The organism is Arthrobacter sp. MDT1-48-3 (assembly GCF_054511015.1).
Genome location: NZ_JBTNDL010000005.1, coordinates 200,482 through 221,161, shown reverse-complemented (window position 1 = coordinate 221,161; position 20,680 = coordinate 200,482). Strand labels below are relative to the sequence as shown.

The following is a 20,680-nucleotide window of genomic DNA, read 5'->3' as shown; positions in this document are numbered from 1 at the left end:
GATGGGCCCCACCTTCTCGAAGCCGCTGGCCGCGCGGGAGACGCCGATCCCCGGCGTCGTGCTCTTCGACCTTCCCGTCCACGGTGACAACCGGGGCTGGTTCAAGGAGAACTGGCAGCGCGCCAAGATGACCTCCGCCGGGCTCGCCGATTTCGGTCCCGTGCAGAACAACATCTCGTTCAACGAGACCGCGGGCACCACCCGCGGGATCCATGCCGAGCCGTGGGACAAGTTCATCTCGGTCGCCACGGGCCGCGTCTTCGGCGCCTGGGTGGACCTGCGCGAGGGGCCGTCCTTCGGTGCCGTCTTCACGGCCGAGCTGGATCCGTCGACGGCGATCTTCGTCCCACGAGGCGTCGGCAACGCGTTCCAGACCCTCGAGGACGGGACCGCCTACACCTACCTGGTCAACGACCACTGGTCGGCCGACGCACAGGACCAGTACGTGTTCCTCAACCTCGCGGACGAGACGGCCGCCATCGACTGGCCCATCCCGCTGGGCGATGCGGAACTGTCCGAGAAGGACCGGAAGCACCCGCGCCTTGCCGAGGTCACGCCGCTCGCCCCGCGCAGGACGCTCGTCGTCGGTGCCGACGGGCAGCTCGGCCGGGCGCTCCGCGGCGCCCTCGCGGACCAGTCCTCCGTCGAATTCGCCGGACGCGCCGAGCTCGACCTCCTCGCTGGCGACCTCGACGGCGCACGACCCTGGGCGGCCTACGACACCATCATCAACGCTGCTGCGTACACAGCCGTCGACGCCGCCGAGACGCCGGAGGGCCGCGCGGCCGCCTGGGCCGTCAATGTCTCCGGCGTGGCAGCACTCGCCCGGGTGGCCGCGGCCCACCGCCTGACCCTCGTCCATATCTCGAGCGACTACGTGTTCGACGGATCGCGGGAGCTCCACGACGAGGGGGAGCCCTTCAGCCCACTCGGTGTCTACGGACAGACGAAGGCGGCAGGGGACGCGATCGTCGCGACAGTGCCGCGCCACTACATCCTCCGCACCAGCTGGGTCATCGGGGAGGGCAGCAACTTCGTCCGGACGATGGCGGGCCTCGCAGGCCGGGGCATCTCGCCGAGCGTGGTGAACGACCAGATCGGCCGCCTCACCTTCACCGAGGACATCGCCGGTGCCATCCTGCACCTGCTCGGCACGGGAGCGCCGTACGGCACCTACAACGTGACCAACGACGGTGACGTGCAGAGCTGGGCGGACATCGCGGCCGAGGTGTACGCGCTCGCCGGCAGGGATCGCACCGACGTCACAGGCGTCAGCACGGCGGAGTACTTCGCGGGCAAGGAGGCTGCGCCGCGGCCCCTCCAGAGCACGCTCGACCTGTCCAGGATCAAGGCATCGGGCTTCGCGCCGGCCCCGGCTTCACAGCGACTCGGCGCCTATGTCCGCGCGCTCACCGGCTAGGATCTCCGGCGGGCTGCGCGGTCCTCTCAGCCCGGCCCCGTATCATTGACCCGAATCCGACCCGACCACTGCTCTTCGACTGGGGACCCCGATGGCACTGAACGACACCGACGCGCCCGTGACACGGAGGCGTCAGCGCCATCCTGTGCGCACCACCCTGCTGGTCTTCGGTGCCATCGTCGTCGTCGCCGCCCTTGTCGCCGGCGGCTACCTGTTCTCGCTCGCGCGATCCTTCGATGCAGGGTCCGAGACGATCGAGACGGCCTTCCCCGCGGAGGAATCTCGCCCCACGGTGGCCCCCGAGGCCGAGGGTGCGGTCAACATCCTGCTGCTCGGGAGCGATTCACGGGCGACGCCGGAAGAGCTGGGCGATACGGCATCCACTGATCCTTCGGACAGCCGCGCGGACACCATGATGCTGATGCACATCCCCGCGGACCGCCAGGACATCCAGGTCATGTCCATCATGCGGGACACCTGGACGGACATCCCGGGGCACGGTGAGGCCAAGGTCAATGCCGCCATGGCTCTCGGTGGCGTACCGCTCGTGGTGCAGACCGTCGAAGGCCTGTTCGGCACACGTATCGACCACGTGGCCAGTATCGACTTCGAGGGGTTCAAGGGCCTCACCGACGCGCTCGCCGGGGTGCAGGTGGACAATCCTGTCGCGTTCCAGTCGAGCGGCAGCGAGGGCGAGTCCTTCGCGGCGGGACCGATCACGCTGCAGGGCGAGTCGGCGTTGAAGTTCGTCCGCGAGCGCTATGCGTTCAGCGACGGCGACTACCAGCGGGTGAAGAACCAGCAGCTGTTCGTCAAGTCGGTCATCAGCAAGGTGCTCACCGCGGATACGCTGACCAATCCGCAGAAAGTCTACGAGGTCGTCGACCAGGTGTCGCCGTTCGTGGCCGTGGACTCATCCCTCGACGCCGGGGCAGTCGGATCGCTGGCCGTGTCGCTCCGCGGCGTGCGGGGCGGCGACATCGACTTCTTCACGCTGCCCAACCTCGGGACCGGCACCTCGGCGGACGGGCAGTCGATCGTGATCAAGGACGACGCCGCCATCGCGCAGGTTGCCGAGGCGCTGCAGGGCGACACCCTGGCCGACTACCTGGCGGCCAATCCGGAAGCCTCGTCGTGACGCGCGGAAGGTCTGCGCGGCGGACAGCAGGGTCCGCGCTGCTCGGGTTGTCCCTCCTCGTCGCCGTGCCGCTGGCGCCTGCCGCGGCTGACGATACTGCGGTCGTGCCGGGACCCGAGCAAACGACGGCTCCCCCTGCGCTGCCAACGACCCCGACTGTTCCGACAACGGCTCCGACAACACCTCCGGCTCCGACAACACCTCCGGTGCCGGCTCCCGCCCCGGTGCCGGCTCCCGCCCCGGTGCCGGCTCCCGCCCCGGCTCCGGCTCCGGCCCCCGTACCCGCTCCAGCACCGCCTGCGCCGTCGCCTTCCCCTGCGCCGGCCCCAGAACCCTCGCCGTCAGAAGAACCCGCCAGCGATGTCGATCCAGCCACAGGTTTCACGATCGATCCTGCGACCGGTTGGCTCATCCATCCACCCACGGGATACCTCATCGAGCCCGGAACGTCCGTTCTGGTACTTCCTGGTTCGCTCGAGTACACGACCTTCAGATGGGACCCGCTCACGGGTCTTGTCGAAGATGTCCAGGACGAGGAGGAGCCGACTCCCTCGGCGTCTGCTGAACCAACGAAGGGCACCGCCACGCCGACGCCTACTGCAACGGCATCGCCGAGCGCGACGGCTCACCCGTCAGCCACCCCACGACAATCGCCCTCGGCGGAGCCCTCCGGAATCGCAACCGGGGCGGAGCAGGCGGGGACCCGCGTGCCGATCGGGGAGCATCCTGTTACGCGTGCCCTCGTCGTCCTCCTGCTCGTGGGTCTCGGAGTTCTCTACTACGCAAGGCTCCGCCCAGGCGGTAGAACCACCAAATAGCGGGATTCTCCCGGATCAGCGCTAGGCTTAGCGCGATAATTTGGTCTCGGCTGAGCTCTGGGGGTTCTTCAATGCGGGTCATGCTGCTCACGCACTCCTATGCACCCGAACACAGCCCTCCCCAGCGTCGTTGGACGGGGTTCATTCGTTCGTTCGTCTCGGAAGGGTGGTCGGTCGATGTCGTCACCCCGGTGGCCCATGCGCCCCACGGGCGGAGGACTCTTCCTAGGCGCATTGCGGGCCGCGCCTTCCGCACGGATGTCGGCGGTCACGGGGAGCGGATCCGCCGCGTACCATACCTGCGGCACGGAACCACCCGCATGGGGCGCCTCCTGAATCACCTCTTCTCTGCGGGCATGTCCGTTCCGATCGCGTTGCTCGCTCCACGGCCCGACGTCGTGATCGTGACGGTGCCGAGTCTGCCGATCCTCGGTGCGGGTTTCGTGGTGTCGCGCCTGCTGAAGCGGCCCCTCGTGGTCGACATGCGTGATGCCTGGCCGGATATCGCCCGTGATGCGCGCATCGTCCAAGGCAGTGCGAAGGGTCTCGCCGAGCGTGCCATCATCGCAATCCAGGACCGTGCCGAACTCGTCGTGACGGTGACGTACGGCTTCGCCCGGACGCTGAGGGAGCGGGGTCTGAAGAACGTTGCGACCGTGACCAACGGTGTCGATGTCGACCAGTTGCGGACACTTGATCCGGTGCCTCTCGACAAGGAGAGGCTGGACGTCCTGTACCTCGGAAATCATGGTGAGAGCCAGCACCTGGAGGTCCCGATCAAGGCCGCAGCACTCGTCGGGGAGCGCATGCGCCTGACGATGGTCGGACACGGAGTCCGACGGAAGGACCTCAAGTCCCTGGCGGCGGCCCTCGACGCTCCTGTCGATTTCGACGATCCCGCCTACGGGCCAAGCGTCATGGACTATTACGAGAAGGCTGACAGCTGCATCGTGGCGTTGCGTGACGACTGGAAGTCCTTCGAGACCACCATCCCGTCGAAGACTTATGAAGTCCTGTCCATCGGGCGGCACGTCACCGGGATCGTACTCGGCGAGGCACGGAAGATCCTCGAGGAGGCGGAAGCGGGTCACGTCGTCGCCGCGAACCCTCGCGCGCTTGCTGATCTATGGTTGTCCCTCGCCGCCGATCGGGGGCAACTCCGGGTCAATGGTGCCGGTCGGCAGTGGGTCCAGCGCAATGCGGACGTCGCTGCACTCGGTCAGGCATACATCGAGCTGCTTCGAGAAGTGGCCCGCGGAGTTTCGTCGCGGTGACCCTGCTGCGCAACGTCCTGCTCGCTGCGACAACAGCAGCCAAGCACCTCGGGGATGACCCCGTGCTCCTGGTGGCGCAGATCGTCCGCAGGCTGCCCGCGGCCTTCGGTCCTGCGGCAGCGCGTGTCCTGGGCTCCGTGCCGACATTCAGCACACGTGCCCTCGGCGCTCATCTGGCTGGTGACGATCACTCACGGGACCAGGTGATCGACGGTGCGCTCGCCGGCCGAATCGGGGGCCGCTCGGCAGCGCGGCTCGCCGAGGTAGCGCTTACGGCCAATGACGTCGAACGGGCAGACTCCCTGCTCGCCCGCGCGGGCGCGGCCGCGGCGACGCGCGCGCGACGGCGCTGGCATGCCGGTGATATGACAGGTGCCATTGCCGTTTTGAGGACTGCAGGCATGCGACGGAAAGCAGAACGACTGCAGAGCGAACTGCGCGTGTACCAGGACTGGCAGCCGACGCTCGGTCCCGTGGAGTCTTATGCGCCGAAGGCCGGAACGGTCCTCCATCTGTTGACCAACTCCCTGCCGCACACCGGCAGTGGCTACGCCCAGCGCTCCCATTCGATCCTTCAGGCGCAGGCGGCCCTCGGCTGGGATGTCCATGCTGCTACCAGGGTCGGCTACCCGGTTCAGATCGGCAAACTGTTCGCCCGCGACCAGGACGACGTGGAGGACGTCACCTACCACCGGCTACTGACGGCGCGTCTGCCCGGAGGGTTCGACGAGCGACTCCAGTTGCAGGCGGAACTCCTCCTGAAGCTCGCGCTCGAGGTGCGTCCGGCCGTACTCCATACCACCACCCACTTCATCAACGGGCTCGTCGTGCGTGAGGTTGCGCGTGTGCTCGGAATTCCCTGGGTATACGAGGTACGTGGGCAATTAGCCGATACGTGGGCGTCGGTCCGAGGCGCCGATGCACGCCACAGTGAGAAGTATCTTCAGTTCCAGAAGCGGGAAAAGGAGGTGATGCTCGACGCTGGTCTGGTGGTCACCCTTGGTCACGCGATGAAGGCGAATATTCTGGCCGTGGGTGTGCCGGAGAGCAAGGTGCTGCTGATGCCGAATGCTGTGGGAGGTGACTTCCTCGACGAACCACTGACTCAGGTCGATGCCCGCCGGGAGGTGGGGCTGTCCGCGTCAGGGCAGTACATCGGAACCGTCTCCAGCCTCGTACCCTATGAGGGAATTCAATACCTCATCCAGGCTTTTGGACTGTTGGCAACTGATCATCCCGACCTCAGGCTGCTCATCGTCGGCGACGGTGTCTCCATGCCATCCCTGCGCGCCCAAGCCGAGCAGAGTGCGTACAAGGACCGCATCATCTTCACCGGTCGCGTCCCTCGGCGGCTAGCTGTCCGATACCATCAAGCGCTGGACGTCTTCGCAGTCCCTCGGGAGGACCTCGAGGTGACTCGTGACGTCACGCCACTCAAGCCCGTCGAGGCCCTAGCCTGCGCCAGGCCGGTAGTGGCGGCGGATCTTCCCGCGCTTCGGGAGATCGTGGAACCGGGCGTCACCGGTATCCTTACTAAGTCCGGAAGTGCGAACGCGCTCGCAGACGGGCTGGGTATCCTCCTCGCCAACCCGGCGCTGGCAGCGAGACTGGGTCGAGCCGGACGGGCACGTGTGCTGAATGAACGAACATGGGCGGCCAACGCGGCTGCTCTCGCGAGTGAGCTGGAAAAGCTGGGAGTCACCGACGGATGAGCATTGAAGAGAAGGCGGAATCGCGCGCGGTCACTGTCCCGGTCAACCTCAAGCGTCTTACGAGGATCGGGCAGCGTCCGGGCTTCCTCGAATACCTGGTCCAGCTCTGGGCACGCAGGAGTTTCATCTTCTTCGATGCGCGGGCCAGAGTACTGAGCGGAAACGAGTCCAATCTCCTCGGCAGCGCCTGGCTGGTCTTGACCCCGATCCTCTCGGGACTTTCGTTTTATCTGATCTTCGGCCTGCTGCTGAACACCAGCAAAGGCATCGAGAATTTCATCGGTTACCTGATCATCGGTGTCTTCACTTTTCAGATGAGCACGCGAGCCGTTACCGGCGGTTCGAAAGCGCTGACGGGCAACACGGCCATGATCCGTGCGTTCCAGTTTCCGCGGGCGTCCCTCCCTATCGCCATCAACGTCCGAGAGCTGCTCTCGAACATACCGGTGACCATCGTCATGCTGCTGTTCGTGATTTTGATAGCTCCCGGCGAGGAGATCACCTGGAGATGGCTCCTGATCCTGCCCGCCATCCTGCTGCAGTTCCTCTTCAATCTCGGTGTCGGCATGTTGCTGGCACCAGTGATACTGAAGGTCCCGGATGTCGGGATGCTGCTTTCTTTCGTGATGCGGCTATGGATGTACGCCTCGGCAGTCTTCTTCGCCGACACGCGTTTCGACGCCTACCCCGTGGTGCGAACCATCATGGACTTCAATCCGCTGTACCTGGTCATTCGATGTATTCGCAACTCGGTGCTCTACGCCACTACGCCATCCCTGCGTGACTGGATTGTTCTGGCCTTATTCGCCTTGGTCACCGTCACCGCCGGGCTTCTGGTGTTCTGGCGCGGAGAGGAATCTTATGGACGGGTCTGAGCAGCCGAAGAGGGCGAATGCCGAGCCTACGGTTGTCGTCGACAACATCTCCGTCGTGTACCGCACGAAGCAGCAGCCGATCAGCAGAACCACGTCCCGAACCTCGCTCCTCGGTACCCTCCGCAGCGGCAAGGTGACCGGTGGAACGGTCCGTACCACCGCGTTGAAAGATGTGTCCTTCGTAGCCAACCAGGGTGACTCGATTGGAGTGCTAGGCCGGAATGGATCTGGGAAGAGCACACTGATGAAGGTCCTGGCCGGTCTCATCATCCCGGATACTGGAACGGTCTATGCCGCCAGCAATCCGATTCTTCTGGGAGTCAATGCCGCTCTGATCAGTTCGATCTCCGGCGCGCAGAATATCCGCCTTGGTTGCCTTGCCATGGGGATGAGCCATGCGCAGATCGACGCCAAATTCAATGACATAGTCGAGATGTCAGGACTCGAGGACGAGATCTACCACCCGATGAATTCTTACTCATCAGGTATGGGTGCGCGGCTCCGCTTCGCCATTGCTGCCGCCGTCGACCCGGAAATCTTGCTCGTCGACGAGGCGCTCAATACCGGTGATGCTCAGTTCAAGGAGCGGTCGAAGGCTCGAATGGAACAGGTTACAAACCAAGCCGGAACTGTATTCATCGTCAGCCACAGCATGGAAACGATCAAGTCGACCTGCAATCGTGCCATCTGGATCGACAAGGGTGATTTCATCATGGACGGTTCACCCGCCGATGTGGCGAAGGAGTACAAGAATTTCGTGTGGCGGATGAATGAGGGCAATGCCGACTACGGCCGGCAGATCCGCGCGGAATTGATGGAGAGCCTTCCGGCAATGCGGACCACCCTCCTGCCCAACGGCTGGAAGCGGACCAGATAGCGATGGGAGTGCGGGAGCACGCAGCGTCCTGGCGCCGAGCACTGTGGCACGTCCGAAAGGGGGGACTCGATCAAATGAGGAGCTATCTTCATCGGACTTCGCCGGAACGCGACCAGGCGAGTCTCGTCGGCGTGGCTGGAGCCGAGGGCGTCTGGCGGGGATTCGGAAGTCAACGGCGTTTGATGTTCCGCGCGAGTCCCGCCACCGTCTTCGCTCCGAGGAATCCTGACCTGCGAGTGGGAATCATCATGGATGATTTCTCGGCTGCCGCGTTCTCTGGCGAGTGGTCGATTCTTGCCATCAGTCCCCAGGACTGGCAACGCCAGTTGCGCGAGCACCGACCCGACTTCGTGATGGTGGAATCAGCCTGGGCGGGCAACGGAGGGCTTTGGCGCGGAAAGCTGACTGGACCGGAGGGGCCTTCGGCAGTGCTCGAAGAGTTCGTGGCGGGCTGTCGGAAGGCCGGAATCCCGTCAATATTCTGGAACAAGGAGGACCCTCCTCACTACGAGGACTTCCTGCCTGCAGCAAGGCTGTTCGACCACGTGTTCACCACCGACGCCAATATGCTGCCCAGCTACCGCAGGGATCTTGGTCATGACCGCGTGTCAGTGTTGCCCTTCGCAGCACAACCCCGCATCCACAACCCGCTCCGTCCCCGTCACGGCTGGCACGCCCGTGGAATAGCGTTCGCCGGGATGTACTTCGCCCACAAGTACGAGGATCGCCGGCGGCAGATGGACTACCTGCTGGGCGCGGCAGTCGATGCTACGGCCGGAACAGACTTCGACTTCGAAATCTTCTCCCGGCAGTTGGGCAAGGAACAGCAGTACCAGTTCCCCGGAATCCTCAAGAAGCATGTCGTGGGCTCGCTGAGCTACCCACAGATGCTCACCGCCTATAAGGCGTACAAAGTCTTCCTCAACGTGAACTCCGTCACCGATTCGCCCTCGATGTGCGCCAGGAGGATATTTGAGATCGCGGCGTCAGGCAGTTGCGTGGTGTCCACGCCCAGCGAGGCGATCAGCGCGTACTTCCCATCCGGCGAGGTTCCGACTGTGTCGTCCCGTGACGAAGGAGTCCACCTTCTGAGGGGTATCATCGCCAACCCGGAGTACGCCGAGCGACAGGTCCACAAGGCTCAGCGCCGGATCTGGTCGGATCACACTTACCGTCACCGAGCGGCCACCGTTGTGGCTACCGTGCGCCCGGACCTGACGCCTCCCGCCATGGCGCCACAAATCTCAGCCCTGGTTTCAAGCTTCCGCCCGAACCAGCTGCAGCACGTGATCGACGGGGTCGCCAGCCAGCAGGGCGTGGACGTCCAGTTGGTCTACCTCGCTCACGGCTTTGAGATCGATGAAGGAGCATTCAACGCCCGCTGCCGTGAGGCGGGTATCGAGGACGCCCTTCTGCTGCGGGAACCGCGAAGCACGCCGCTGGGCGAATGCCTCAACGCTCTTGTGCACCGCGCTGACGGTGACCTGGCTACCAAGTGGGACGACGACGACTTCTACGCACCGCTCTACCTCGGCGATCTTGCCCACGCCCTTGTGTACTCGGACGCGGACATTGTCGGAAAGCGAGCACATTACATGTATCTCGGCGGTCCTGACGCCACCATCCTGCGCAATCCGCAGCTGGAACACCGCTTCGTCTCGGCGGTCATGGGTCCGACGATCTTCACCGCGACGGATACGCTGAAGCGGATCCCATTCCGCTCGCTGCAGACCGGCGAAGATTCGCATCTCCTGAAGGACGCGGTCGGCGCGGGGGCGCGCATCTACTCCGCGGACCGGTTCAACTATTGTCAGATGCGCGGACGTGACGCCGCCTCGCATACCTGGGCCATCACCAACGACCAATTGATGGCGTCGTCCAAGATCCAGCTCTTCGGGTCACCCGCAGAGCACGTCGTAGTTTAGGGGAACCATGCAGACCACTGTTTTCGACCTGGCCGTCATCGGTCTCGGGTACATCGGACTGCCTACTGCTGCAATCTTCGCCGCCAAGGGCAAACGAGTCGCCGGCGTAGACGTCAAGCAGGACACCGTCGATGCCGTCAATCGGGGTGAGGTGCCTTTCGTGGAGCCCGACATGGGGGTGGTCGTATCCGGTGCCGTCAGTCTGGGGAACCTCGTCGCCATGACGAACGTACCGCCTGCTGACGCCTACATCATCGCCGTTCCCACGCCACTGGCAGAGGGCAAGGGCGCGGACATGTCCTACCTCACCAGTGCCGTCGAGGCGCTGGCTCCGATGCTTCGCGGCGGCGAGCTGGTGATCCTGGAATCGACCTCCCCTCCGGGCACCACTGAACGGTTGGCCGCGCACTTGGCAAGGGTGCGGCCGGACCTGTGGCCCGAGTCCGGGCAGGGAGCCAAGCAGGTGCACGTGGTGCATTCCCCCGAGCGGGTGCTTCCCGGGCGGATCATGATCGAGATGGCGACGAACGACCGCGTGATCGGAGGTCTCACCGATGAAGGTGCTCAGCGGGCGAAGAAGCTATACGAGGTGATTTGCCAAGGCGAGATCTTACTGACCGATGCGACCACGGCGGAGATGACCAAGCTGGTGGAGAACACGTTCCGCGATGTCAACATCGCGTTCGCCAACGAGTTGTCGGTGATTTGCGACCGACTAGGTATCGACGTGTGGCGGCTCATCGAACTTGCAAATCACCACCCACGCGTCAACGTGCTGCGGCCGGGTCCCGGTGTTGGAGGTCACTGCATCGCCGTGGATCCGTGGTTCATCGTCGATGCAGCACCGGAGGAATCGCATCTCATCCGAACGGCGCGCGAGGTCAATGACGCCAAGCCACATCACGTCGTGGCTCGCGTTGTCGAGCTGTTGAAGACCCAGCCCGGTGCCACGGTGGCTGTGCTCGGACTGACCTTCAAAGCGAACATCGACGACGTGCGCGAGTCGCCATCCATGACCATCGTGCAGGAGTTGGCGCGCACACTGCCGCAGTCGACGTTCCTTCCAGTGGATCCACACGTGGCAGAGATACCGGTGGCCCTCGCCGCTGCAGGAATCGGAACAATGCACTCACTGGATGATGCGTTGGCCGCGGCCGACGTGGTCCTGCTTCTCGTAGACCATGACCAGTTTGTCGACCTCGCGGACGAGGACTTCCACGGAAAGACGATCATCGATACGAAGGGGCTCTGGAGAGATAGGCGGGCGGCATCCCGTGCTATCGTCCCGGTACTCTCGGTCTCAGAGCCAGTGGGTTGAGAAAGGGTGACCTCGACGATTCCAGAGGCCCTGGCTGCTTTGGGCGTCCATCTGAAGCCGATCCACGGGCCGCGAGCAGAAGGCACCCTGATCAGTGTCGTCATTCCCGCCGAGCACGCATCAGACATTGAAGTTGCAGTGACCGCCGCGTCGCTGCTGTCCTCTGCCTGCCAGGACTTCATAGTAGACATCGTGGGCGCGCCCGAGTCCTCCACGTCCGGGGCAAGGGCGTGGCTTTCGCGAGATACCAGGTTTCGGTGGAGCAGTGAACCGCGCAATTTGCCGGTGGCTGCGCAATTCACTCTCGTGCTTCATCCAGGAGTGAGGCTGGGTACGTTTTCACTAGAGGCACTCGTCGAAGCATCGCTGTCGACCGGTGTCCCCCTCCTCCGCGCCCTCGTCGACGGCCGAAGCACGGCAGCCGAGTTCTGGGACACGTCCACGCTTTCAAGATTGAAGTCTCTTGGTGATCCGGAGCAGGCAGTCCGTGCCAGCGGGGGAGAGCGTTGGATTTCGGGATCATCCGTGGGCCTACACGATTACACGCGGCCGATTCCTCGGCTACACCTTCGGAAGGGTGCAGCAGGTCGTCACGAGTTGACGATTCTGGTTCGCGACACGACCGATCGCAGCGTTCGAACCGATTACGAGCACCGTATCCGCCGGCTGGAAGCCAAATTGTCCATGTCGGAAGCAGCCAGGCGTCGTATTGCGGCAGGTGTTCCACCGACACGCGCTGTTGCGCGTCTGACTGCGGCCGCCCGGCGGGGTCCCGGTTACTTGGCTTCCCGGGCGAGCGCGGTTTTCCGCCGAGTGGAGCGCCGGTGAGACTGACAAGTGTCGCCGTCGGCTTCGAATCCGGACCCATCGCATCGTCCATCGCGGCGCTCGGTCTCGACTATGCAGCCACACCGTGGCAGCAGCGGTCCCTCGACGAGGTCGTGAATTGGCAGCACGACGCCCCTCTGGATACCCGATGGTGGGGGACCTACCTCGTCCGTGCAGTCTCGCTAGCGGAAGCCCGCAGCATACTGCCCCTGCTCCGAAGCGAAGGAAAAGCGGAACGCTTCGTCCTGGTCGTCGAAGGACACTTCCCCCATCAAACCACCGACTCTTGGACAGCCCGCCATCTGGCCGACAAGACGGCCACCAAGGTGTCCAACATCCCGGGCTTGGGATTCGCCGCGGTGATCGAAGGCAGCAAGTGGGTTGTCGTTCATTCTGCCGCGACTGCCGCCTTGGCCCACGCCGCCGAAACCGGGAGCGTGCAGGTGCTCGGTGGCCTGCGTGCAGGAATCGTCGAACCGGCAAGCCGAAACTGGGTTGCCGGGGACGCGCTGGCGAGCCTACTGACGTCGGACCTGCTGCAGCCGGACGAGGACGACATCTACGCGGTGGACGTCATTGTGGGTCAGCCGCCAGTGCCGCTGCCCAGAGTCGAGGGCCGGGTCACGCCGCCGGTCTGGATCCCCGATCCACACGACCTCCCCCCGGTCGACACTGCCGTGATAAGCCCCCGCGGCTTCCTGCCCTACACCGGTGAACTGGTCTCGAATCTGACGCCGGAGGACCTTGCCGCCGGTGATCGACTCAGTGAGAGGGAACTCGCCGCACTCCGGGCCGTTCGATACGTGGCCGTTGATGGGGCATGCTTCAGCTCGCTGGAATGGAAGCTTGCGTGGCGGCTGGCGCAGCTCAGCGTCGCCGGCGTTCCGCTGCTGGCTTCGAACCTGTCGATCGGAGTGCAGGTCGGGCTTGGAGATACCCTGGTCGAGCTGATGGAGGCGTTCGATCCTGCGGATGCTCAGGTGCAGCGGGAGTCGAAGTCGATCAATCTCCGACGAGCTGCCATTGAGCGTTTCGGTCCTGTCCAGCGGTGGAACGGGATCCTTCGGGAGCTGCACCTGGCCGAGGTGTCTGAACCGACAGTGAGCATACTGCTGGCGACGCGTCGTCTGGACAAGTTGGCCTCCGCTCTGGCCCAAATTGCACAGCAGTCATGGGACCGCATCGAAGTGGTCTTAGTGCTGCATGGCATCAGCGCTGAAACCCCGTCTGTGCAGCAGGCCATCAAAACTTTCAGCGGGCCGCTGACCGTTGTGGTGGTCGCGGCACAGACAGTCTTCGGAGCTGCCCTCGCCGAAGGCACGAAAGCGGCCAGCGGCGAATATCTCACAAAGATGGACGACGACGACTGGTACGGGCAGCACCACGTCAGGGACCTGGTTCGTGCAATGCAATACAGCGGTGCGCAACTCGTCGGTTCTCAGGTCGAGTTCGTCTACTTGGAGAGCCTTGACATCACTACGCGCCGGCCGCCGATGGGCGAGCGGTATTCCGATCATGTTGCCGGCGGCACCATGCTGCTGAGGCTCGATGACCTGCGGCGTCTGGGTGGCTGGAGGCCGGTCCACCGGGCGGTAGATCGCTGTCTGCTGCAGGCGGTTCAGGCGGACGGTGGTCTGATCTACCGGTCCCATGGTCAGAATTACCTGATGCACCGTCATGCTGCTGATGCTCCGCACGGTGGTCACACGTGGAACCCGCAGGACAGCACTTTCATGCAGAGCGTTGTCGAACAGTGGGACGGCTTCACTCCACCGCCCCAAATCACTGCGCGGCCGGCAGGTCTCATCGGACGGGCGGACAATTTTTCGAGCTACTTCAAAACTGAGGACGAAGGACAATGAACAACAGGTCTCCGGTCAGCACGCGGTTGCGGCAGTTGTGGACGTCGATTCGACCGCTCACGCGACGGTTCGTCAGGCTCTCCGCTCGGAGGAAGCTGCTGCTCGTTGCGACCGCAGCTCTCTTCATGCTGGTAGTCGTCGCGGCCTATTATCGAATGACGGCTTTGTTCCTCCCAGCACTGGTCTTGCTTGTACTGCTCGTCATCATGGCTGCCATGAGGATCGAAGCGATCCTCAAGCGTGCCAGCGCTTCCGCACGCAGGAACGCGCAGCTACTGCGGGCTGTGCCGGTCGATGCCTCGAGGTCAGTGCAACTTCCTCTCGGAACCGCAGGTTCCTGGGCCTCGGATACGACCCTGACAACACCGAAGATCGTGCAGCGCCTGGTGAAGCTCCGTTCCTTCGAAGGCAGGGACATCCTGGTTCGCAAAGTGACGGAGGGCCAATGGGACTGGAAGGACATGGAAACCGCACTGGAGATGTATCGAGCGGGAGGACCGGCCCGCAAATCAGTAGCTCAGATTCTCGATTCGACGGTCAAGACGCGCCTATTGCTGGTGGCAGATCTTTGCTATCGACAGAATCTACGTCCAGAAGACATGCTCAATGCAGCTACCTTGTATCGGTATGTTTATCAGAAGATGGGTGCCTCGCCGTTCCTCGGGAAAAAAAGAGGCGAATTCTACCTCGACTCTTTGTCGCAAACAGGAAGGGGGGATCAGACGCTCAAATTTCAAGGACTCTATGACATAGAGAAGTTGAATCCGACCGACCTCCATCTTTTTCGGGCGAACGCGAAGAATCCTTTCCGCCACCAGAGTCATACCGGCGAAGAATGGTTGACCGAAGTCAACGCCATATTCGAGTCGGCGGGTCTGGCACCGATCAGGCTTCGCCCTGGAACGGACCCTGCCTTCGCACGTCTATCCACGGATCCGGTGTCGATGGTCGAGACAGGACCACTTGTCACAGTCGTCATGCCGGTCTTCCGGCCTGACGAGTACACCGATCTCGCCATTCAATCCGCGATCGGTCAGAGCTACCGGAACCTGGAGATCATTGTCGTCGATGACGGATCGGGTACCTTGTATACGGATCGCCTCGACAAATGGGCATCGGCGGACGCGCGAATAAGGGTGATCAAGAGCACGGTCAACGCTGGGGCATACACCTCTCGCAATATCGGGTACTCGCTTGCCAGCGGGGAGTATCTCACTATCTTCGACGGGGATGACTGGCAGCACCCTCAAAAGATCGAGATGCTCGTCTCCGCCGCCCTCCAGCAGACCGATCACCGACTCGTCTCCTCCCCTTGGTCGAGGGCGGATGCCGATCTGATGTTCCACTACCGCGGTTGGCGCGGGGCTTATGTCACACCCGCTCATGTATCGGCGCTCTTCCCCGTGCAGGTGATTCGCGAGAATCTCGGATTCTGGGACACGGTGCGGAAAGCAGCGGACACCGAATTCATCCTTCGTTACCAGATGCTGGTGAATAGCGACGAGCCGCTGGAGGTGACTAACGTCCCCATGACATTCTCTCTGGTAGGCGCGAACAACTTGTCGATGGATGATTTCAGGCTGGGCTATCGCTCGCCGGACAGAGTCGCCTATCGGGACTCCTACGAGCACTGGCACCGGAAGATCGGTCGCGGAGAACACAGCGGGTACATGTCGTTCGACGCGGACGCGCGATGCTTTCCGGCTCCCGCCAGGTTCCTTCCAGTCAGGGAGGTAGGAATCGAGCTCGATCTTGTGGTCGTAGGAGATTTCGCAGCCGAAGAATCCACGACCTCAGAGATGTGGAAGGCAATAGAGGATGCGCGTACACGCGGGCTCAGCGTCGGCGTGATGCATGTGCCCAGCATAGTCAACACGGTCTCTATCGACGCCTCATTCAGCCGTTCAGCACTGGACGAGTTCGAGCTGGGCGCGCTCAGACGGGTCGAAGTCACTGATTCTGTAGCTTCCAGGAGGACCATCGTATTCGACCCGACTGCCTTCCAATTCATGCGCGAGTTACCCAGCGGTCACGTCGCGATGGACGTTGTCGTTCACGCGACCGAATCGCCTTATGACCGGCGCACGCGACAGCAGCGGTACTCAGTAGGAACGGTCGCTCGTAACGTGAAGACTGTTTTCGGGGGGCCCGTCCGGTGGCGGACGTCGGAGCCGGATGTCTACGAAGCCCTCAGCAGGAATTTGCCGAGGGCTTCGGACCTCGAGTTGATCCGGGGCGTCGATATGTCAATCGAATCTGCAGATCTCTCCTCCGATGGTCAGAGTGTGATCTCAGCGTGACGAATCAAGGCGAGCTACAGCGATGACGGAACCCCTCCCCACCGAGTGGGACGATGCGCTCGGAGTCTCGAAGATGACCTGGCGGTCGGAGGCTCCGCCTCAGAATGTCCCCAATCGGACCACGTATATGGTCGTCGAACCTGACGCGGCGGGCATGCTTGCTCGAAGAATGCTCTACAAGCCGGCCGACAGCAGGACGCTGCTCGTGTCGATGCATGGCGCCCTGAACCGGGGGAAGTACGCGATTCCCCGCTTCGAATGGCAGCAGACCCTCGGCCGGACTGATTGCGCCCAGCTCTACCTCTCTGACAGCACCCTGGAGTTGAACAACTCCATCGAGATCGGGTGGTATATCGGCACCGCTGACCATGATCTCCTATCCGATTATGCGGAACTTGTACGGTCTGTCGTGGTCGGCGGCAATTACAGCCGAGTTGTTTGCATCGGAAGCAGTGCAGGAGGGTTTGCCGCGCTCGCGCTTTCTCGGGCGATCACAAATTCTGTCGCCGTCGTCTTTTCACCGCAAACGTCAATAGGCGGCTACCATCCGCGCCAGAGGCGAGCACTGTTGGAAGCTTCGTTCAGTGACTACTCGTCCTACGACGAGGTCGAGTCGAAGTTCGGCCAACGAATGAACATGCTCAGGCTCTACGGAGGCACGGCCGACACCAATTTTGTTCACTATGTCCAGAACACTCGCGATCCGTTCCACTACGACGCGCACTACGTACCGTTCGCTCTTCTCATGGGGGTGAACCCTGAGCAGGGCGGTCCATCCGACCGTCACCCGATCAGTTTCCATCCTGAGCGTCAGGCGGAAGGACATGCGCCACCATCCCGCGGCCGCTTGCTCAGGCACGTCGATGAGGCACACCGAGCGCACTTCGGCACGAGCATCACCATTCGCCCCCCAGGTGAAGCACAACGGCCGGACATCATCGGAAGCGGATCCTGAATGCGCGACCTTCCTGTCGGTCCTGGAACCGAGCGGATCAGTCGTACCGAGGACGATGACCGGGAACGTAGCTGACCTCGTGTTTCGCTGCACCAGCTGATCGAGCCGCACCGTCGGCTTCACCACCGGGAGCGAATAAATCTCTCCGTTGAATTAAGGAATAGCAATACGTGAGCACCACTAACAAGACCCTGGGATCTTTTGCGGAGCGAGGTCTGCGCCTTATCAACACTCTGGTATTCGATGCCGAGTATTATGCTGCCGAGGCCGGACGTGATTTCGAGTCGAAGCGGGTGGCAGCGGCGCATTTCGTGCAGTATGGGATGAAGGCCGGACTCAGTTTCCACCCACTCTTCGATCTAGGGATGTTCCCTGTTCGGGTGCGTGACGCCTACAAGTCCGGCGATGTCGAGGCGCTGCTGACATATCTTCGGAGCCCCCAGTCGAGGACCCATCTCTGGTCGCCGCTGTTCGATCCATCAGCCCTAAATGATTCGCCTTCGGAGGGCTCTGTGCTGCTGTCCCGCTACCGAGTCGGCAAGGAACGGAGACTACCCGCCCCCCCGAGGCTTATCGGTGAACCACCGCTCTGGCTGGAAGCGCGCGCCCTGATGGTGGCCCACGCCAGGAACGCCAAACAGATCGAACTCGGCAAGAAGCCGCTTCGGCGATACTCCTGGTCGGAGAGCGAGGAGCAGGCGTGGTTGTCGAGTATCGGGGATGCTCCGGTGCCTACGGACCGTGACAATCCCGTTGTCAGCATTGTCATGCCGGCATGGAATCGCGCGACGGTCATTGCTGAAGCCATAGATTCCGTACGTCGACAGACCCTCAAGTCATGGGAATTGATCATCGTAGACGACGGGAGTACGGACGAGACGCGTGAAGTGGTCGGTTCCTTCGCGGCCGTCGACAGACGTATACGACTTGTGTCTGCCGAGCATCTGGGAGTATGCGCGGCCCGAAATCGTGGCCTCGAAGAGGCGAGGGGGGACTACCTTGCTTTCCTCGACTCGGACAACACCTGGAGGCCCGAGTTCCTCGAGCGGATGTACGCAGGTTTGTCGATCTATGGTGGTCCAGCAGCCTATTCTGCGGTCAAGATGGTTGGCGACAAGGAGGAGTACACCGGACAGCCGATTACTGCTGAGAAGCTGCTCGTGCGGAATTACGTCGATCTGAACGTACTCGTCGTCGAGACGGAGCTCCTGCGTGACCTGGGTGGCTTCGATCTTGCGCTTCGCCGTTGGGTGGACTACGACCTTGTCCTTCGGATAACGGAAACCGCGTCGATACGCTATTTTCCATTCATCGGTTGTGACTACGTCGACGACCACAATGAGGACCGGATCACGCGTAAGGAATCCGCCAACTGGGAATTTGCCGTTCTGGGGAAGAATCTGCAGAATCGCTTCGTTCCTGACCTGGTCGGTGGTGGTCAGCGCAGCCCGATGGTGTCCATCATCATCCGCGTCACCGATTCCGTGGACTTGGCAATCCGAAACATCCGGCACATCCAGGAAGCCGAAGGCGCTGAGGCAGTCGAAATCGTACTTGTCGACGAAGTCGCCGGATTCCGCTCGTCTCTTCGGCTCCGTGCCGCCTTGACGGGCTTGTCCGGCCTCAAGTACCTGAAGGTGCCTCGCCGCTACACGGCAGCCATCTCGTACAACGTCGCATCCGAGCATGCGGATGCTGATCTTCTCCTGTTCTTACGCGAGAGCGTGGAGCTTCGCGATGGTGCAGTCGTGGAGTTGACGTCGAAGATGACCGATGGTTCTACCCTCGGCGTTCAGCCACTCCTGACGGATGCTGTAGGAGTTGTCGTCTCGGCCGGCGGCGTCGGCCATCGCAACAGTTTGGCGGTTCCACTTTTCAAGGGACTCGCCGTGCACGATGCAAGGCGGCATTCGGGTCGCGGCTTGGACGAACTGTCTCCTGCAGCCTTCTGTGTCCGGGCGGAAGATTTCCACCGGACGGGTCGGTTCACGCATTTGTTCGCCGGGGACGCAGCAGTCGTCGATTTCCTCCGTCGACTCAAAAGAGGTTCGCAGGGAGAGTTCATCGCGGCGAGCGATGCACTGGCTGTGGATCATGCCGCGGACGCGTTCACGGAGGATCCTGCCTTCAACGATGCCGACGCCGAATGGTTGAGTCCTCCTTCCAGGCCTGCCAGGGCCATTGCCGACCACTACAGGGACATCGGGCTGCACGTGCATACTCTTACCGCACCAAGACGCCCCACGCTTCAGCCAGCGTCGCCGGTCATCTCACGATTAGTGGATGCGGCCTCGACCGTGGACAGTCTGCGCTGGGCGATCAAAATCGGTGCGGACTTCAGTGTCGGTGGCGACAGGTGGGGTGACGTGCCTTACGCGGCGGACCTCGCTGAATCACTCCGTCGTTTGGGACAGGACGTAGTGGTCGATCGTGCCGGTGCCTTCTCGCGGCCGTCGAATCATCTGGACGATGTGATACTCACTATTCGCGGGCTTGTCCCTTGCGAACCTCAGCCTGGCAAAGTGAACGTCCTGTGGGCCATCAGTCGCCCCGACCTCATCACACAAGATGAACTGTCAGGCTACGATCTCGTTTTCGGTGGATCGCGGATCTGGTGCGAATTCGTTGCACGGGAGTGGGGGATAGAGGCTCGGTACCTACCGCAGGCCACTAATCAGCGGCGGTTCCACCCAGCGACTGGTGATTCCGGGATACCGTCCTATGAACTGACCTTCGTCGGCGGACCCAGAAAGCCCATCGGCCGGAAAGTGGTCGCAGACTGTATTGCGCTCGGCAGGACCGTGAGTGTGTGGGGCCCCCGCTGGGAGCAATTCATTCCTGCCGAGATGGTGGCCGACAATTTCATCGACAACGACCAGCTGGCAGCACTCTACGGTTCATCCGAACTAGTGCTGAATGACCATTTCGAAGACATGGCCAGGTGGGGTTTCGCCAACAATCGCCTCTACGACGCGGTCGCCTCCGGCGCCAAGGTCATCAGCGATGAAGTTGACGGCATCGACGAGATCTTCCGGGGTGCGGTCCGTACATACTCGTCGCTGGACGATCTAGAAGGTATCCTCACCGACCCAGGTGCATTCCCTGACGATGCACAAATGGCGGCCATCAGTGAGGAGATACGACACGAGCACAACTTCGACCGCCGAGCAGAAGTGTTCGTGCGTGCTGTTGCCGCAGCCCGTTCCTGATGCTGCGACCGACGAGTTCGAGTCAGGCTTCAGGCAAGCGGTCGTGTGGGGAGGCGCATTCTTGCCTGGTGCCGGGCGATCGACTCGACAACTTTCGGTGGGTTGCAGGCCAATTGGTGAGCTGCGTCCAGAAGGGTATGCTGTAGCAGTTTGAACGCGCATCTGGGGT

12 protein-coding genes are annotated in these 20,680 nt (G+C 62.5%); all 12 read left to right on the top strand.

What is annotated here, in order from left to right; genetic code table 11:
* Position 1 precedes the first annotated feature (1 nt).
* Positions 2 to 1,420 carry a sugar nucleotide-binding protein gene (locus ACX80L_RS13020; protein ID WP_133081020.1) on the top strand — a complete coding sequence of 473 codons (1,419 nt, stop codon included), beginning with the start codon at positions 2 to 4 and terminating at the stop codon, positions 1,418 to 1,420.
* A 91-nt stretch (positions 1,421 to 1,511) separates the two neighbouring features.
* Entirely contained in the window at positions 1,512 to 2,558 is a 1,047-nt protein-coding gene (locus ACX80L_RS13015) for an LCP family protein (RefSeq protein WP_459290135.1), read from the top strand.
* Between the two features lie 889 nt (positions 2,559 to 3,447).
* Positions 3,448 to 4,650 carry a glycosyltransferase gene (locus ACX80L_RS13010; protein ID WP_133080735.1) on the top strand — a complete coding sequence of 401 codons (1,203 nt, stop codon included), beginning with the start codon at positions 3,448 to 3,450 and terminating at the stop codon, positions 4,648 to 4,650.
* Positions 4,647 to 6,362: a glycosyltransferase family 4 protein gene (locus tag ACX80L_RS13005; RefSeq protein ID WP_459290132.1), complete on the top strand. Its 1,716-nt coding sequence runs from the start codon at positions 4,647 to 4,649 to the stop codon at positions 6,360 to 6,362. Before ACX80L_RS13010 ends, ACX80L_RS13005 begins: the two co-directional genes overlap by 4 nt.
* On the top strand, positions 6,359 to 7,237 hold the full coding sequence (locus ACX80L_RS13000; RefSeq protein WP_133080733.1) for an ABC transporter permease: 879 nt from the start codon (positions 6,359 to 6,361) through the stop codon (positions 7,235 to 7,237). Before ACX80L_RS13005 ends, ACX80L_RS13000 begins: the two co-directional genes overlap by 4 nt.
* On the top strand, positions 7,224 to 8,114 hold the full coding sequence (locus tag ACX80L_RS12995; protein WP_133080732.1) for an ATP-binding cassette domain-containing protein: 891 nt from the start codon (positions 7,224 to 7,226) through the stop codon (positions 8,112 to 8,114). The genes ACX80L_RS13000 and ACX80L_RS12995 overlap by 14 nt, the downstream gene beginning before the upstream one ends.
* A gap of 248 nt (positions 8,115 to 8,362) precedes the next feature.
* Positions 8,363 to 10,039: a glycosyltransferase family protein gene (locus tag ACX80L_RS12990; RefSeq protein WP_459290129.1), complete on the top strand. Its 1,677-nt coding sequence runs from the start codon at positions 8,363 to 8,365 to the stop codon at positions 10,037 to 10,039.
* 7 nt (positions 10,040 to 10,046) lie between these two features.
* Complete coding sequence (gene wecC, locus ACX80L_RS12985) at positions 10,047 to 11,357, top strand: UDP-N-acetyl-D-mannosamine dehydrogenase (RefSeq protein ID WP_133080730.1); 1,311 nt, start codon at positions 10,047 to 10,049, stop codon at positions 11,355 to 11,357.
* 824 nt (positions 11,358 to 12,181) lie between these two features.
* A complete protein-coding gene (locus ACX80L_RS12980) occupies positions 12,182 to 14,047 on the top strand; it encodes a glycosyltransferase family 2 protein (RefSeq protein WP_459290127.1) in 1,866 nt (621 codons plus the stop codon).
* Positions 14,044 to 16,347, top strand: a complete 2,304-nt coding sequence (locus ACX80L_RS12975) for a glycosyltransferase family 2 protein (protein ID WP_459290125.1) — start codon at positions 14,044 to 14,046, stop codon at positions 16,345 to 16,347. Before ACX80L_RS12980 ends, ACX80L_RS12975 begins: the two co-directional genes overlap by 4 nt.
* Before the next feature lie 22 nt (positions 16,348 to 16,369).
* The gene (locus tag ACX80L_RS12970; protein ID WP_459290123.1) at positions 16,370 to 17,302 is read left to right on the top strand and encodes a hypothetical protein; all 933 of its coding nucleotides are present in this window, start codon (positions 16,370 to 16,372) and stop codon (positions 17,300 to 17,302) included.
* A 170-nt stretch (positions 17,303 to 17,472) separates the two neighbouring features.
* Positions 17,473 to 20,511 (top strand): glycosyltransferase, encoded by a 3,039-nt coding sequence (locus ACX80L_RS12965; RefSeq protein ID WP_459290121.1) that lies wholly within the window; start codon positions 17,473 to 17,475, stop codon positions 20,509 to 20,511.
* The last annotated feature ends 169 nt before the right edge of the window (positions 20,512 to 20,680 follow it).